This is a genomic window from Micromonospora sp. RTBAU3-60 (assembly GCF_054963695.1).
This window is the reverse complement of record NZ_JBUEGB010000020.1, coordinates 23,041-37,378: the sequence shown is the minus strand read 5'-3', so window position 1 is coordinate 37,378 and position 14,338 is coordinate 23,041. Positions and strand designations below refer to the sequence as shown.

The 14,338-nt window shown below is 74.2% G+C and carries 12 protein-coding genes; 10 read left to right on the top strand and 2 right to left on the bottom strand.

Going from position 1 to position 14,338, the window contains the following annotated elements; genetic code table 11:
• Window positions 1-65: 65 nt before the first annotated feature.
• The 7 genes from ACY34I_RS20695 to ACY34I_RS20665 all read left to right on the top strand — a co-directional run bounded on the left by ACY34I_RS20695 (window position 66) and on the right by ACY34I_RS20665 (window position 6,615).
• Window positions 66-563: an SPFH domain-containing protein gene (locus ACY34I_RS20695; protein ID WP_148804675.1), complete on the top strand. Its 498-nt coding sequence runs from the start codon at window positions 66-68 to the stop codon at window positions 561-563.
• 128 nt (window positions 564-691) lie between these two features.
• Window positions 692-1,255: a YceD family protein gene (locus ACY34I_RS20690; protein ID WP_148804676.1), complete on the top strand. Its 564-nt coding sequence runs from the start codon at window positions 692-694 to the stop codon at window positions 1,253-1,255.
• A gap of 5 nt (window positions 1,256-1,260) precedes the next feature.
• Window positions 1,261-1,434 (top strand): 50S ribosomal protein L32, encoded by a 174-nt coding sequence (rpmF, locus tag ACY34I_RS20685; RefSeq protein ID WP_073832497.1) that lies wholly within the window; start codon window positions 1,261-1,263, stop codon window positions 1,432-1,434.
• A gap of 132 nt (window positions 1,435-1,566) precedes the next feature.
• On the top strand, window positions 1,567-2,526 hold the full coding sequence (locus ACY34I_RS20680; RefSeq protein WP_462756703.1) for a phosphate acyltransferase PlsX: 960 nt from the start codon (window positions 1,567-1,569) through the stop codon (window positions 2,524-2,526).
• Window positions 2,523-3,311, top strand: coding sequence for a ribonuclease III (gene rnc / locus ACY34I_RS20675; protein ID WP_462756635.1), 789 nt, complete (start codon window positions 2,523-2,525; stop codon window positions 3,309-3,311). The genes ACY34I_RS20680 and rnc overlap by 4 nt, the downstream gene beginning before the upstream one ends.
• On the top strand, window positions 3,304-4,161 hold the full coding sequence (gene mutM / locus ACY34I_RS20670; RefSeq protein WP_462756633.1) for a bifunctional DNA-formamidopyrimidine glycosylase/DNA-(apurinic or apyrimidinic site) lyase: 858 nt from the start codon (window positions 3,304-3,306) through the stop codon (window positions 4,159-4,161). The genes rnc and mutM overlap by 8 nt, the downstream gene beginning before the upstream one ends.
• A gap of 234 nt (window positions 4,162-4,395) precedes the next feature.
• Complete coding sequence (locus ACY34I_RS20665) at window positions 4,396-6,615, top strand: MMPL family transporter (protein ID WP_462756632.1); 2,220 nt, start codon at window positions 4,396-4,398, stop codon at window positions 6,613-6,615.
• A 226-nt stretch (window positions 6,616-6,841) separates the two neighbouring features.
• On the opposite strand, the gene ACY34I_RS20660 is transcribed toward ACY34I_RS20665, so the two are convergent.
• Both ACY34I_RS20660 and ACY34I_RS20655 read right to left on the bottom strand, forming a co-directional pair.
• A complete protein-coding gene (locus ACY34I_RS20660) occupies window positions 6,842-7,711 on the bottom strand; it encodes an endo alpha-1,4 polygalactosaminidase (RefSeq protein WP_462756630.1) in 870 nt (289 codons plus the stop codon).
• Between the two features lie 134 nt (window positions 7,712-7,845).
• Window positions 7,846-9,228, bottom strand: coding sequence for a CAP domain-containing protein (locus tag ACY34I_RS20655; RefSeq protein WP_462756628.1), 1,383 nt, complete (start codon window positions 9,226-9,228; stop codon window positions 7,846-7,848).
• 373 nt (window positions 9,229-9,601) lie between these two features.
• Between ACY34I_RS20655 and ACY34I_RS20650 the strand changes: the two genes are divergently transcribed.
• From ACY34I_RS20650 to ACY34I_RS20640, 3 genes are all read left to right on the top strand, one after another.
• Window positions 9,602-9,796 (top strand): hypothetical protein, encoded by a 195-nt coding sequence (locus ACY34I_RS20650; RefSeq protein ID WP_073832502.1) that lies wholly within the window; start codon window positions 9,602-9,604, stop codon window positions 9,794-9,796.
• 313 nt (window positions 9,797-10,109) lie between these two features.
• Window positions 10,110-13,709 carry a chromosome segregation protein SMC gene (smc, locus tag ACY34I_RS20645; RefSeq protein WP_462756627.1) on the top strand — a complete coding sequence of 1,200 codons (3,600 nt, stop codon included), beginning with the start codon at window positions 10,110-10,112 and terminating at the stop codon, window positions 13,707-13,709.
• Window positions 13,706-14,323 (top strand): HAD family hydrolase, encoded by a 618-nt coding sequence (locus tag ACY34I_RS20640; RefSeq protein ID WP_148794837.1) that lies wholly within the window; start codon window positions 13,706-13,708, stop codon window positions 14,321-14,323. The genes smc and ACY34I_RS20640 overlap by 4 nt, the downstream gene beginning before the upstream one ends.
• Window positions 14,324-14,338: the final 15 nt, after the last annotated feature.

The following is a 14,338-nucleotide window of genomic DNA, read 5'->3' as shown; positions in this document are numbered from 1 at the left end:
GCGCCGAATTCGGGCGCAGGCCGCATCATGTAGGTCGGCCGACGAACGACAGGAGTGAGGTACCGGTGGACCCGCTCGATCGCATCGATGAACTGATCGCCATGGTGGAGCAGGCCCGCTCCGTCCCCATGTCGCGCAACAACTGCATGGTCGACCGGGGCGAGATGATCGCCGCCCTCGACGAGCTGCGCGTCGAGCTCCCCGCTGACCTGCGCCGGGCCGCCGCGCTGCTCGAGGAGCGGGACAAGATCATGGAGGCCGGCAAGCGCGAGGCCGATCGGATCATCAGCGAGGGTGAGGCGGAACACGCCCGCCTGGTCTCGGTGAACGAGATCACGGTCTCCGCCGAGCACGAGGGCGCCCGGATCATCGCCGAGGCCCGCGCGGAGGCACAGCGCCTCCGCGACGAGGTGGACGACTACGTCGACACCGCGCTGGCCAACTTCGAGCAGTTCCTGACCCGGGCACTCGCCTCGATAGAGCGCGGCCGGGACAAGATGCACGCGCTGCGCGAGATCGGCACCTTCGGCGGTGACGAGGCGGACCGGCCGCTACCCTTCTGAGCGACGCCCGGGCCGGCAGCCGACAGCCGGCACCCGGTGGGGCCGGGGCGCACCACGCCCCGGTTCGACGGTCCGGCGGTCGCCCAGGTAACCTTCTTTGTCGGCCTCTCACCGGCCGGAGTCTGACTATGCCCAAACACACGCCTTCTCCACTCAACCCCAGGTCGCCGCTGGTCCTCGACACGAGGGACCTGCCGCGTCGGCCTGGCGCGTTGCGTACGGTCAAGCGGGTCGTGCCGGCACCGGAGGACCTCGGCGTGGAGTTGATCGGTGTGCCGGCGGGCGCGGACCTCGACCTCGACCTGAGGCTGGAGTCGGTGTCCGAGGGTGTGCTCGTCTCCGGGACCGTCAGCGGTCCCATCAAGGGCGAGTGCAGCCGTTGCCTGCGTGAGATCGACGACTCGGTGGTCGTGCCGATCCAGGAGCTGTACGCGTACGAGAACAGCACCACGGACATCACGACCGACGAGGACGAGGTGGGCCGGATGCAGGGCGATCTGATCGACCTGGAGCCGGCGCTGCGGGACGCGGTGGTGCTCACCTTGCCGACCAACCCGCTCTGCCGGGAGGACTGCCCAGGCCTGTGCCCCGACTGCGGGGTGCGCTGGGACGAACTGCCGGCCGACCACAGTCACCAGCAGGTCGACCCGCGTTGGGCTGCCCTGTCGCAACTGACCCGTAAAGAGGAGTAACAACCGTGGCCGTCCCCAAGCGCAAGATGTCGCGCAGCAACACCCGGGCCCGTCGGGCGCAGTGGAAGGCCGCGGCGGTCGCGACCGTGGCCTGCCCGCAGTGCAAGTCGCCGAAGCTGCCGCACGCCGCCTGCTCCGTCTGCGGCACCTACAACGGCCGCCAGGTCCTCGAGGTCTGACCTGGACGCCGAGTGACGTCCCCGACCACAGGTCGGGTGGCGCGCGCACCCTGGCTCACGCCCGGTGCCCCGGCTCCCTCCGCCGCCGGCCGACCCCCGGCCGGCGTCCCGACGGAGCCGGGCACCGCGCGGATCGCCGTCGACCTCCTCGGCGGGGACGATGCTCCCGCCGTCGTGGTTGACGGCGCTCTGCGGGCCGTACGCACCGACCCTGACCTGCACCTGCTGCTCGTCGGACCGACCGAGGTCGCCGACGGGCTGATCGGCGCGCTCACCCCCGAGCAGCGTGCCCGCGTCACGGTCCGCCCGGTGCGGACCGTCGTCGGCATGGCCGACCACCCCACCGCCGCCCGCGCGGAGAGCACCGTCCAGGCGGCCGTCAACGCCGTCCGCGACGGGTTCGCCGACGCGCTCGTCTCCGCCGGCTCGACCGGCGCCACCGTCACCGCCGCCGCCCTCGGCCTCGGCCGGTGGACCGGGGTGCGCCGGCCGGCGCTGGTGGCCACCCTCCCCGCCGTGGCCGGCCCGGTCGTGCTGCTGGACGTCGGCGGCACGCTCGAACCCCGTCCCGCCACCCTCGCCCGGCACGCCGTGCTCGGTGCCGCGTACGCCGCTGTGGCGCACGCCGTCGCCGCGCCCCGGGTCGGGCTGCTCTCCGTCGGCACCGAGGCGGGCAAGGGCGACCGGCTGCGCCGGGCCGCCGATCCCGCCCTCGCCGCCGTGCCGCTGCCGTGCGGCGCCCGATACGTCGGCCTCGTCGAGGGGTACGACGTCTCCCTCGGCGCGCGCGCCGACGTCGTGGTCACCGACGGGTTCACCGGCAACGTGCTGCTCAAGGCGATCGAGGGCGCGTACGCGATGGCCGGCGGGCCCCCGGCGAGCGGCGGCGCCCCGCGCGCGGCGGCCCTGCTCGGGGTGGCCGGCACGGTGGTCGTCTGCCACGGCGCGGCCCGGCCCGACGACGTCGCCTCCGGCATCGCCCTCGCGGCCCACCTGTGGCGCAGGGGCGCCACCGACACCGTCGCCGCCCTGCTCGACGGCGTACCGCACGATTTCGCACCTGACCGAACCGACACCGAGGTAGCACCATGACCAACGACAAGCGGCGGCGGGCTCCCGTCGGCCACCTGGAGGCGGCCTTCGGGGTGTCGCTCGACCCGGAGCTGCTGGAGCGCGCCCTGACCCACCGCTCCTACGCGTACGAGAACGGTGGGCTGCCCACCAACGAGCGGCTCGAGTTCCTCGGCGACTCGGTGCTCGGGGTGGTGATCACCACGGCGCTCTTCCACAACCACCCCGACCTGCCCGAGGGGCAGCTCGCCAAGCTGCGCGCCAGCGTGGTGAACATGCGTGCGCTGGCCGACGTGGCGCGCGGTCTCGGCCCGGCGGGGCTGGGCGCGTACCTGCTGCTGGGCAAGGGTGAGGAGACCACCGGCGGCCGGGACAAGGCCAGCATCCTGGCCGACACCCTGGAGGCGCTGCTCGGCGCGATCTACCTCCAGTACGGCCTGGACACCGCGGCCATCGTGATCCACCGGCTGTTCGACCCGCTGATGGCCGAGTCGGCCGGCCGGGGCGCCGCGCTGGACTGGAAGACCAGCCTCCAGGAGCTGACCGCCGCGCTGGGGCTGGGCGTCCCCGAATACCGGATCGAGGGCACCGGGCCGGACCACCTCAAGACCTTCACCGCCTGGGTGGTGGTGGCCGGCAACCGCTACGGCGGCGCCGAGGGGCGTAGCAAGAAGGAGGCCGAGCAGCGGGCCGCCGAGTCGGCCTGGCGGACGCTGACCGAGCAGGCCGAGGCGGAGGCTGCCGCGAAGGCCGCGGCCGAGGCGACCGCGGACGACGCGGCCGAGGCGGGCGCCGGCCGTGCCTGAGCTGCCCGAGGTCGAGACGGTCCGGCAGGGGCTGGCCCAGTGGGTCATCGGCCGGACGATCAGCTCCGTCGAGGTGCGCCACCCCCGGGCCGTACGCCGGCACCAGCCGGGTGGGGAGCACTTCGCCGACGTGCTGACCGGCCGGACGATCACCGACGTCCGGCGCCGGGGCAAGTACCTGTGGCTGCCGCTCGACAGCGGGGACGCCCTGATCGGGCACCTCGGCATGTCCGGGCAGTTGCTGCTCCAGCCGGTCGGGGCGGCCGACGAGCTGCACCTGCGGGTCCGGTTCCGGTTCGCCGACGACGGGCCGGAGCTGCGCTTCGTCGACCAGCGCACGTTCGGTGGACTGTCGGTGTCCGAGGGTGGCGCGGAGCTGCCCGCGGAGATCGCGCACATCGCCCGGGACCCGATGGACCCGGAGTTCTCCGACGCCGACTTCGTGGCCGCGCTGCGGCGGCGGCGTACCGAGGTGAAGCGGGCGCTGCTCGACCAGAGCCTGATCTCCGGGATCGGCAACATCTACGCCGATGAGGCGCTGTGGCGGGCCAGGCTGCACGGCGCCCGCCCGACCGACGCGCTGACCCGCCCGGCGGTCAGCCGGTTGCTCGGGCACGTGCGGGACGTCCTCGGCGAGGCGATCAAGCAGGGCGGTACCAGCTTCGACGAGCTGTACGTCAACGTCAACGGCGAGAGCGGCTACTTCGACCGGTCGCTGAACGCGTACGGCCGGGAGGGGGAGCCGTGCCCGCGGTGCGGCGCGCCGATCCGGCGCGAGGCGTTCATGAACCGGTCGTCCTACAGTTGCCCGCGCTGCCAGCCCCGCCCCCGAGGGGCGTTGCGGGGATGACCCTGAGCCGGCTCGGGGTTGCGCCGGTGTGCCCTGTCGGGCGGTTTCCGGCGCGTCCCCCGCTCGTACCCTGAAAAGCCCGTTCTGTCCGGTTGATGGAGCCCCTGGGGCCCGGCCGGCCGGGATCTGCCGGATGGGGGACGAGCCGGGGCCGTTCCCCGATGTCCGGGCGTCGCCCGCTCCCTAGCGTCAGACCGTCGGCACAGGGCCGACGTCTGGAGGGGGAACCCGGGTATGGGCAGGCGACCGGTGACGGTGCGGTTGGCACGGTGGAGTGCGGAGCACCCGTGGCGGGCCATCGCGCTGTGGGTGGTGTTCGTGGCGGTGTGCTTCGTGGGCGGCAACGCCGCGGGCCTGAAGGAGGCGAGCTCCGCCGACCAGGCGACCGGCGAGGTGGGACGGTCCGAGCTGATCATCGACAGCGGCGGCTTCCACGAGCCGGCGACGGAGAACGTACTGATCACGTCCCGCTCCGGGACGCTCGACCAGGCCGCGGCGAAGGCCGCCGCCGACGACGCGGCGGCCCGGCTGCGGCAGGTCGACGGGGTCGCCTCGGTGGGTACGCCGATGCCGTCCCGGGACGGCGACGCGCTGTTGCTGCCGATCACCATGTCCGGTGACCCGGAGACCGCGTCGGACCGGGTGCAGCCGCTGCGGGACGCCACCGCCACGGTGCAGGAGGCGCACCCGGCGCTGCGGATCGAGCAGGTCGGGGGGCCGTCGATCAACAAGGCGCTGGACGACACGCTGGGGAAGGACTTCAAGCGGGCGGAACTGCTCAGCCTGCCGGTCACCCTGGCCATCCTGATCATCGCGTTCGGCGCGCTGATCGCGGCGGGCGTGCCGGTGCTGCTCGCGCTCTCCTCGGTGGCCGCGGCCATGGGGCTGTCCACCCTGGCCTCGCACCTGGTGCCGGCCAACGACACCACGGCCAGCGTGATCCTGCTGATCGGCATGGCCGTCGGCGTCGACTACTCGCTCTTCTACGTCCGCCGGGAACGCGAGGAGCGGGCGAAGGGCCGGTCCGGGCTCGACGCGGTGGAGATCGCGGCGGAGACCTCCGGGCACGCCGTGGTGGTCTCCGGCACCGCCGTGATCATCTCGATGGCCGGGCTGCTGCTCGCCCAGGACGCCATCTTCTCGTCGCTGGCCGTCGGCTCGATCCTGGTGGTCGCGGTCGCGGTGCTCGGCTCGCTGACCGTGCTGCCCGCGCTGCTGGCCAAGCTCGGCCGCTGGGTCGACCGGCCCCGGGTGCCGCTGCTGTGGCGGCTCACCGCCCCGCGTACCGGCCGGCACGGCCAGCCGGCCCGGCCCCGGTTCTGGCCGGCCGTGCTGAAGCCCGCGCTGCGCGCCCCGCGGGCCACCCTGATCGTCTCGGTCGGGCTGCTGCTCGCCCTGGCCGCCCCGGCGCTGGGCATGAAGCTGAAGTTCCCCGGCATGGAGGACGTGCCCCGCACCACGCCTGCCATGCAGGCGTACGACCGGCTCACCGCCGCCTTCCCGAGCAACGGCACCAGCCACACGGTGGCGGTGCGGGCGCCGGCCGAGCAGGCCGACCGGGTGCACGCCGCGCTGACCGACCTGGCCGGGCGGGCCGCCGCCGATCCGCTCTTCGCGCCGGCCGAGGGGGACGGCCCGAAGATCAAGGTGTCGGCCGACCGCCGGGTGTCGGTGCTGGAGGTGGCCACCCCGTACGGCAGCCGCACCGACGAGGCCACCCGTTCGCTGCACGAGCTGCGCACCGACCTGGTCCCGGTGGCGCTGCGCGGCATCCCCGGGATCGAGTACGCGGTCGGCGGCGCCGTGGCCGCCAACGAGGACTACGCCCAGCACATCCGGGAGAAGCTGCCGATCGTGGCCGCCTTCGTGCTGGCGCTGACGTTCCTGGTGATGGCCTGGACGTTCCGGTCGGTGGTGGTCGCGCTCACCTCGATCCTGCTGAACCTGCTCTCCGCCGGCGCCGCGTACGGCCTGCTGGTGCTGGTCTTCCAGGGCGACTGGGCGGCGGGGCTGCTCGGCTTCACCTCGATGGACGCGATCGTCACCTGGCTGCCGCTGTTCCTGTTCGTGGTCCTCTTCGGGCTCTCCATGGACTACCACGTCTTCGTGGTCAGCCGGATCCGCGAGGGCGTCCGGGGCGGCCTGCCGAACCGGGACGCGGTGGCGTACGGGATCACCTCGTCGGCGGGCGTGGTGACCAGCGCGGCCATCGTGATGGTCGGGGTCTTCTCGATCTTCGCGACGCTGAGCACCATCGACATGAAGCAGCTCGGCATCGGGCTGGCCGCGGCGATCCTGCTGGACGCCACGATCATCCGGGCCGTGGTGCTGCCGTCGCTGATGACCCTGCTGGGCGACGCCAACTGGTGGGCCCCGCGCTTCCTGCGCGCCCGCTCGGCAACCCCGCCCGCCGACCCGCCCACCCCCACCCCGGAACTGGTCGGCGCCCACTGACCCGCACGTCCCCACCGGGCCGGGCCGCATCCGCGGCCCGGCCCACCCCCGCTTCCACCCCGCCCCCCGCTGCCCGCCCCCGTCCCCCGTCCCCGCCCCCCGCCCCGGTGATCATGAAGTTGTTGCCCTCCACATCGGCGTGTCGCGACAACAACTTCATGATCACCGCTAGCTGGGGCGAGCGGCGCGGGCACGGGGAGGGGCGCCCCGGCCGGGGGGCGTTGGGTCATGGGAGGGGGCAGGGCTTCCGCCAGGCGTCCAGTGCCCGGTCCTTGCGCATCGAGGCGAAGCCGTAGCCGACCGTGGTGACGCAGAACGCCGCCGGGTCGCCGGTGTACTCGACGTGGAAGACCGGCTTGTGCGCGTCGGCGAAGGGCAGCAGCTTGGCGCACTCGCGCCGGCGTACGCACTCCTGGTTGACGGCGAAGTCGAAGTCGGGGGCCAGCGCGGCCACCTGCGGCACGTCACCGACCAGCCCGGGGGAGAGGTCGAGCTGGCGGGCCAGGGCGGCCAGCCGCCGGTTGAACAGCAGTTGGTCGTCGAAGTCGAGTGGGAAGCCGGGCCGGTGCAGGTAGCCGTCGGCGTCGTCGAGCGCCACCGCGCCGAAGCCCTTGCCCCGGCACAGCCGGAGCCGGTCGGCGAGCACCGGCTTCAGCGTGTCCCAGCGGCGGACGTCCAGCCAACGGCGGTCCGGGCGACCGGTGACCGGGCCGCCGCGCAGGTCCGCCGGGTAGCGGCTGGCGTCCGGGTCGCTCGGCGCGTACGTGCCGACGCTCACCTGGCAGACCAACCGGCGGTCCCGGGCGCGCAGCGCGGCGGTCTCGGCGGAGGTGGTGCGGACCGGGTCGAGCAGGAAGACGTCCGCGTCGGCGGTCACGTCCAGCGGGCCGGTGAGCTGCCACTGCCACTGCCAGCGCCGGGCCAGCTCGGCCGGCCAGGGGGTGGGTGCTCCGGGCGGGACGAGCGGCCGCTCGCACCCGGGCACCGGGGCGAGCAGCAGCACCGTCATGACGGCCGCCACGCCCCGGCACAGCCCGCGGGGGAGGACGCGGGCTGGCCGGGTGCGCGGCGCGGCCGGCGCCGGCCGGATCCGCATCGACAGCTCCCGGGTCGCGGGCGGCACTCCGCCGCCCCCAGCCGGTACGCCGATCCGGCCCGGCCGTCACGGTGAGCCCGTCCGGGCGTACCTCACCCGGTCAAACGAACGCGGACCCGGTCACGACGCGCCGGTCAGCGCGGGGTGCCGAAGTCCTGGGTCCAGTAGGGCCCGTTGCTCCGCGCGACACCGACACCGATCTCGGTGAACGAGCAGTTCAGGATGTTGGCGCGGTGGCCCGGGCTGTTCATCCAGGCGTCCATCACCGCGGCCGGGGTCTGCTGGTTCCAGGCGACGTTCTCGCCGTACGCCCGCCAGGCGTAGCCGACCCGGTCGAGCCGCTGGCCAGGGTCGCTGCCGTCGCTGCCGTCGTGCGACATGGTCTTGTGGTTGGCCTGGTCCTGGCTGTGCCGCTGGGCGGCCAGCATGAGCTTGTCGTCGACGGCCAGCGCCTTGCAGCCGGCCTTGGCCCGCTCCTTGTTGACCAGGTCGACGACCTGCTGGAGCTCGGCGCTGATGCCGCTCGGCGCGGCGCTGCGGGCGGCGGTGGCCGGGGGCGCGGCGCTGCGTGTCAGCTGCCGGGACGGCGCGGTGGTCCGGCTGGGCTTCGGGGCGGCCGCCCGGGTCGGGCTCGGCCGGGCACTGGTCGGGGCGGCGGTGGGGGAGGTGGGCGCCGCGAGGGCGTCGCCGGGCGCGTCCCCGGCGCTGCCCGGCACGACCGGGGCGGCGGCCACCGGCTCCTCCGCGGAGGTCGACTCGGTTCGCTGGTCACCGCCGGGCAGCAGCACGGCGGCCATGCCGAGGCTCACCACGAGGGTCGCCGCGGCGGCGGCCCCACCGACCAGGAGGGGGCGCGGGAACCGGCGCTTCTGCCGGTGCCGGCCCGTCCCCTCGGCAGGGCTGTCGGTCACCGGCCGCCAGGCGGGCCCATCGGTGGGGTGCGGGCCGACGGCCGACACCTCCGGCTGCCAGCTGACGGTGGGTTCCTCGGTGGCGTGCCAGCCGGCGTCGGGCTCCGCTGACGGGTCCCAGGCGGCGCCGGGGTCCGCTGCGGGAGGCCAGTCGGCGGCCCGCTCGAACGGGGCGGTCGGCGCGCCCGGCTCGAACGGCGGCTGCCCGCCGGTCCGGTCGGCGGCCGGGGAGTGGCCGGTCCAGGCCGGGCCGGGCAGGTAGCGCTGGTCGGTCCAGTCCGGGCCGGGCTGGGGGAGGTCACCGGTCCGGTCCGCGGCGGAGCGGAATCCGGGCCCGTCCGCCTCGGCGGGGCGGAAGCCGGTCCCGTCGGAGGCCGGCCGGGGGTCCGCCGGGGCGGCCGCCCACGGGGCGTGCGGAGCGCCGGCCGGCCAGACGCCGGTCGGCGTGTCGGCCCAGTCCGCGCCCGGCTGTTCGGGGTCGTCCCCGAACAGGTACGCCGACCGCGGCTCCGGCCGGTCGGTGAGCCAGGCCGGGCCCTCGTCGGCCGGCTGCTCGGGGCGTCGGGGAACGCCGTCCGGTTCGGTCGGGTCGGTCCAGCGATACACGCCTGTCCCCTCCACGGGTCGGTTGCGGGCCGGGCTGACGCTACGGGTGGGCCGCGACCTGCGGCAACGCGGCTAAGAAAGAGTTAAGGGGAACCCGACACGGAGGGTGAGGCGTTCACACATTTCCGGGCGTACAGTAAAGGCGTCCGGACAGAGCGTGTCCGCGCCTCACGGCAGCCCCCCGACAAGTGGACAGGTCGACGTCGAGATGATCTACGGCCTGCGAGAACTTGACGAAGGAGGGGTTTAAGGCTCAATATATAGGTGTCGCCAGTCGCGCCCAGCCATGCCCGCATTTTGCTGGTAGGGCAGCCGCGAACATCATGGGCGCGCGTTGGCCGGCCTTTCCGGCAGCGCATATCAAGGAGTCAGCATGGCGAAGGCCCTCTACGGCCACGTAGGTGCAGCGCCCGACCGGCGTATGCTCGACGAGGTCACCCGACTGCGTGCCAGGGTTCAGGCACTGGAGTTCGAGATCACGCGTCTGCGTGCCGACAATGATCGGCTCGCGGCGGCTGCGGCGGAGGCGGACGACCTCCTCCGGCTGGCCGAGCCGGCACTGACCTGATCTCGATCCGTCGGAAAACTGAATCGCACCACCCGAAAACGCGCGCCGACACCGCAGTGCCGGCGCGCAGCTTTGTGTGTGGGTTTTTGTTTTCGCGCCGCATCTTCCGAACTGGTGAGGCGCCCCGAAATTGCCGTCGGCGACCGGGGCCGCGAATACGATCTTGCAGTTTCGGGACGCCGCCGGGAACCGGACATGACCGGCGTGGGGTGGGTCGCGTACCGGGGTCTCCCCGGCCGCGGGTTAGTCTGCGGGTTCACCAGGTCCGCGCAGCCGGCGACGGTACGGCGGCCACCGGACGAGGATCGAGAAGGTGCATCTCAAGAGCCTGACGGTGAAGGGCTTCAAGTCCTTCGCCTCCGCGACGACGCTGAAGCTGGAGCCCGGGATCACCTGCGTGGTCGGCCCGAACGGCTCCGGCAAGTCCAACGTCGTCGACGCCATCGCCTGGGTGCTCGGTGAGCAGGGCGCCAAGGCGCTGCGCGGCGGCAAGATGGAGGACGTCATCTTCGCCGGCACCGCCGGCCGGGCGCCGCTGGGCCGCGCCGAGGTCACCCTCACCATCGACAACACCGACGGCGCGCTGCCGATCGAGTACACCGAGGTCTCCATCACCCGCCGGATGTTCCGCTCCGGCGAGAGCGAGTACGAGATCAACGGCGACTCCTGCCGGCTGCTCGACATCCAGGAGCTGCTGTCGGACTCCGGCATCGGCCGGGAGATGCACATCATCGTCGGCCAGGGCCGGCTCGACGGCATGCTGCACGCCAAGCCGGAGGACCGGCGGGCGTTCATCGAGGAGGCGGCCGGCGTCCTCAAGCACCGCAAGCGCAAGGAGAAGGCGCTGCGGAAGCTCGACGCGATGCAGACCAACCTCAACCGGCTCACCGACCTCACCGCCGAGCTGCGCCGCCAGCTCAAGCCGCTGGGCCGGCAGGCCGAGGTGGCCCGCCGCGCCGCCGCCATCCAGGCCAACCTGCGCGACGCCCGGCTGCGCCTGCTCGCCGACGACCTGCACACCCTGCGGACCACGCTGGACAAGGAGATCGCCGACGAGACCGCGCTGCGCGAGCGGCGGGAGCAGATCGAGGCGGAGCACACCGAGGTGCAGGCCCGGCTCGGCGAGTTGGAGAGCGCCCTCGCCGAGGACGCCCCGCTGCTCGCCGCCGCCCAGGACACCTGGTACAAGCTCTCCGCCCTCCAAGAGCGGTTCCGCTCCATCGAGCAGCTCGCCCGGGAACGGCTGCGCCACCTGAGCGCCACCGGAGACGACGAGCGCCCGGGCCGCGACCCCGACCAGCTGGAGGCGGAGTCGCAGCGGGTCCGCGAGCAGGAGGAGGAGCTCCGCGCGGCGCTCACCGAGGACCAGATCCGGCTGGCCGAGGCGGTCGAGCACCGACAGGAGCTGGAACGGCAGCTCGCCGCCGCCGAGCGGGAACTGGTCGCGGCGGCCAAGGCCATCGCCGACCGCCGCGAGGGGCTGGCCCGGCTAACCGGCCAGGTCAACTCGGCCCGGGCCCGTACCACCAGTGCCGGCGAGGAGATCGAACGGCTCGCCGCCGCGCACGCCGACGCGTTGGCCCGCGCCGAGAAGGCCCAGGCGGAACTCGACGCGGTCGCCGAGCAGTCCACCGAGGCGGACCGGGACAACGCCGACCTGGACGCCCGGCACGCCGAGGCGGTGGCCGTCCACGAGCAGGCGCAGGCCGCGGTCCGCAGCCTCGCCGACGCCGAGCGGGCCGCCGAGAAGGACGCGGCCACCTGGAAGGCCCGGGAGGAGGCGCTCGCCCTCGGCCTGCGCCGCAAGGACGGCGCCGGAGCGCTGCTGGCCCGCGCCGACCAGGTGCCCGGCCTGCTGGGCAGCCTCTCCGGGCTGCTCACCGTCGCGCCCGGCCACGAGGCGGCGCTCGCCGCCGCCCTCGGCGGGCTCGCCGACGCCGTCGCCGTCAGCGGCGTGGACGAGGCCGTCGAGGCGATGCGGCTGCTCAAGATCTCCGACGCCGGGCGGGCCGGCCTGCTGGTCGGCAGCCCCGCCGGGCCCGGCATGGACGGCCCGGCCGACGCGCTGCGCCCGAAGCTGCCGGACAACGCCCAGTGGGCACCCGACCTGGTGGAGTGCTCCGCCGAGATCCGGCCGGCGGTGCACCGGGCCCTGCGCGACGTGGTGCTGGTCGACGACCTGTCCGCCGCGGCCGAGCTGGTCGCCGGCAACCCGGAGCTGCGCGCGGTCACCCCGGACGGCGACGTGGTCGGCGCGTACGCGGCGGCTGGCGGGTCGGCCAAGGCGCCCAGCTACATCGAGGTGCAGGCGGCCGTCGAGGAGGCCCGGGCCAACCGGCTCACCGCCGAGCGGACCAGCGCCGAGCTCCGCGAGCAGCTCGTCGACGCGCGCGCCGAGGTGGCCGCCGCGAAGGACGCCGTCCAGCACGCGGCCGCGGCCAAGCGGGAGGCGGAGAGCCACCGCAACGCCGCCGCCCGACGGCTGGCCGAGCTGGGCGCCGCCGCGCGGTCGGCGAAGGCCGAGACCGACCGGCTCGGCGAGTCCCGGGCCCGCGCCGAGGCGGCCCGGGAACGCGACCTGCAGGCGCTGGCCGAGCTGGAGGAGCGGCTGCGGCTGGCCGAGACCACCCCGATCGACGCCGAACCGTCGACGGAGGAGCGCGACCAGCTCGCCGCGATGGTGCCGCAGGCCCGGCAGAACGAGATGGAGGTCCGGCTCGCCGTGCGTACCGCCGAGGAGCGGGTCTCCTCGATCGCCGGCCGGGCCGACTCGCTGGCCCGGCAGGCGAACGCCGAGCGGGCCGCGCGGGAGCGCGCGGCGGCCCGGCGGGCGGCCCGCACTCGCGGCGCGGCCATCGCCCGGGCCGTGGTGGGCGGCGCCCGGGAGGCGCTGACCCGGCTCACCGTCTCCCTCGCCCGCGCCGAGGAGCAGCGCGACGCCGTGGCCCGCGACCGCGCCGCCCGCGAGGCCGAGCTGTCCGAGGTACGCGGCGCGGCCAAGCGGCTCGGCGGCGAGCTGGACCGACTGACCAGTCAGGTGCACCGGGACGAGGTGGCCCGCGCCGAGCAGCGGCTGCGCATCGAGCAGTTGGAGGCGAAGGCCGCCGAGGACTTCGGCCTCGACGTGGCGACCCTGGTCGCCGAGTACGGCCCGGAACAGCTCGTCCCGCCCACCGACGCGGACGTGGCGGCGGCGGAGAAGGAGGGCCGGCCGGTGCCCGACCCGGTCCGCTACGAGCGGCCGGTGCAGGAGAAGCGGGCCGCCAAGGCGGAACGGGAGCTGGCCCTGCTCGGCAAGGTCAACCCGCTGGCCCTGGAGGAGTTCGCCGCGCTGGAGGAGCGCTACAAGTTCCTCTCCGAGCAGTTGGAGGACCTGAAGGCCACCCGCCGGGACCTGCTCACCGTGGTCAAGGACGTCGACGAACGGATCCTGGAGGTCTTCGCCAGCGCGTTCGAGGACACCGCGCGGGAGTTCGAGCAGGTGTTCACCGTGCTCTTCCCCGGCGGCGAGGGGCGTCTGGTGCTCACCGACCCGGAGGATCTGCTGACCACCGGCGTCGAGGTCGAGGCCCGCCCGCCGGGCAAGAAGATCAAGCGGCTGTCGCTGCTCTCCGGCGGGGAGCGGTCGTTGACCGCGGTGGCCATGTTGGTGGCGATCTTCCGCGCCCGACCCAGCCCGTTCTACATCATGGACGAGGTGGAGGCGGCCCTCGACGACGTGAACCTGGGCCGGCTGATCACGCTGCTCGCGCAGCTGCGGGAGAAGAGCCAGCTCATCGTGATCACCCACCAGAAGCGGACCATGGAGATCGCCGACGCGCTCTACGGGGTGACCATGCGCAGCGGGGTCACCCAGGTGATCAGCCAGCGGCTCAACCGGGCCGACGACGACGGGCAGGAGACAGACGAGTGAGTCGGGAACGCGCGACGGCGCTCCTGGTGGACTTCGACGGCGTGCTGCGCTGCTGGGATCCGGCGGTGGCCGCCGGCGTCGAGCAGGAGTACGGGCTCACCGAGGGCGTCCTCGGCGAGATCGCCATGTCGTGGGGGCTGCTCCAACCGGTGCTCACCGGCCAGGTCAGCCACGCACAGTGGATGGCCAGCGTGGCGGACGCGCTCACCCCGTCGGTGGGTGCCGAGCGGGCCCGTGCCGCGGTCGAGGAGTGGCAGCGCTACCGGGGCGAGGTCGACCTGGAGGTGCTCGCGTTCATCCGCCAGGTGCGGGAGGCGGGCGTACGGGTGGGGCTGGGCACCAACGCCACCGACCAGCTCGACGCCGACCTGGCCGCCCTGGGCCTCACCGACGACTTCGACGCGGTGGTGAACTCCTCGGTGGTCGGGGTGAGCAAGCCGGCCAAGGAGTACTTCCAGGTGGCCTGCGCGGCGCTGGAGACGTCGCCGTCGCGGGTGCTGTTCGTCGACGACGAGGACCGGTCGGTCTCCGGCGCCCGCGCGGCCGGCCTCTCCGCGCACCGCTGGACCGGCCCCGGGGACCTGCGCTACCTGCGCGCCGCGCTGGCGTTCTGAGCCGGGCCGCCTGAC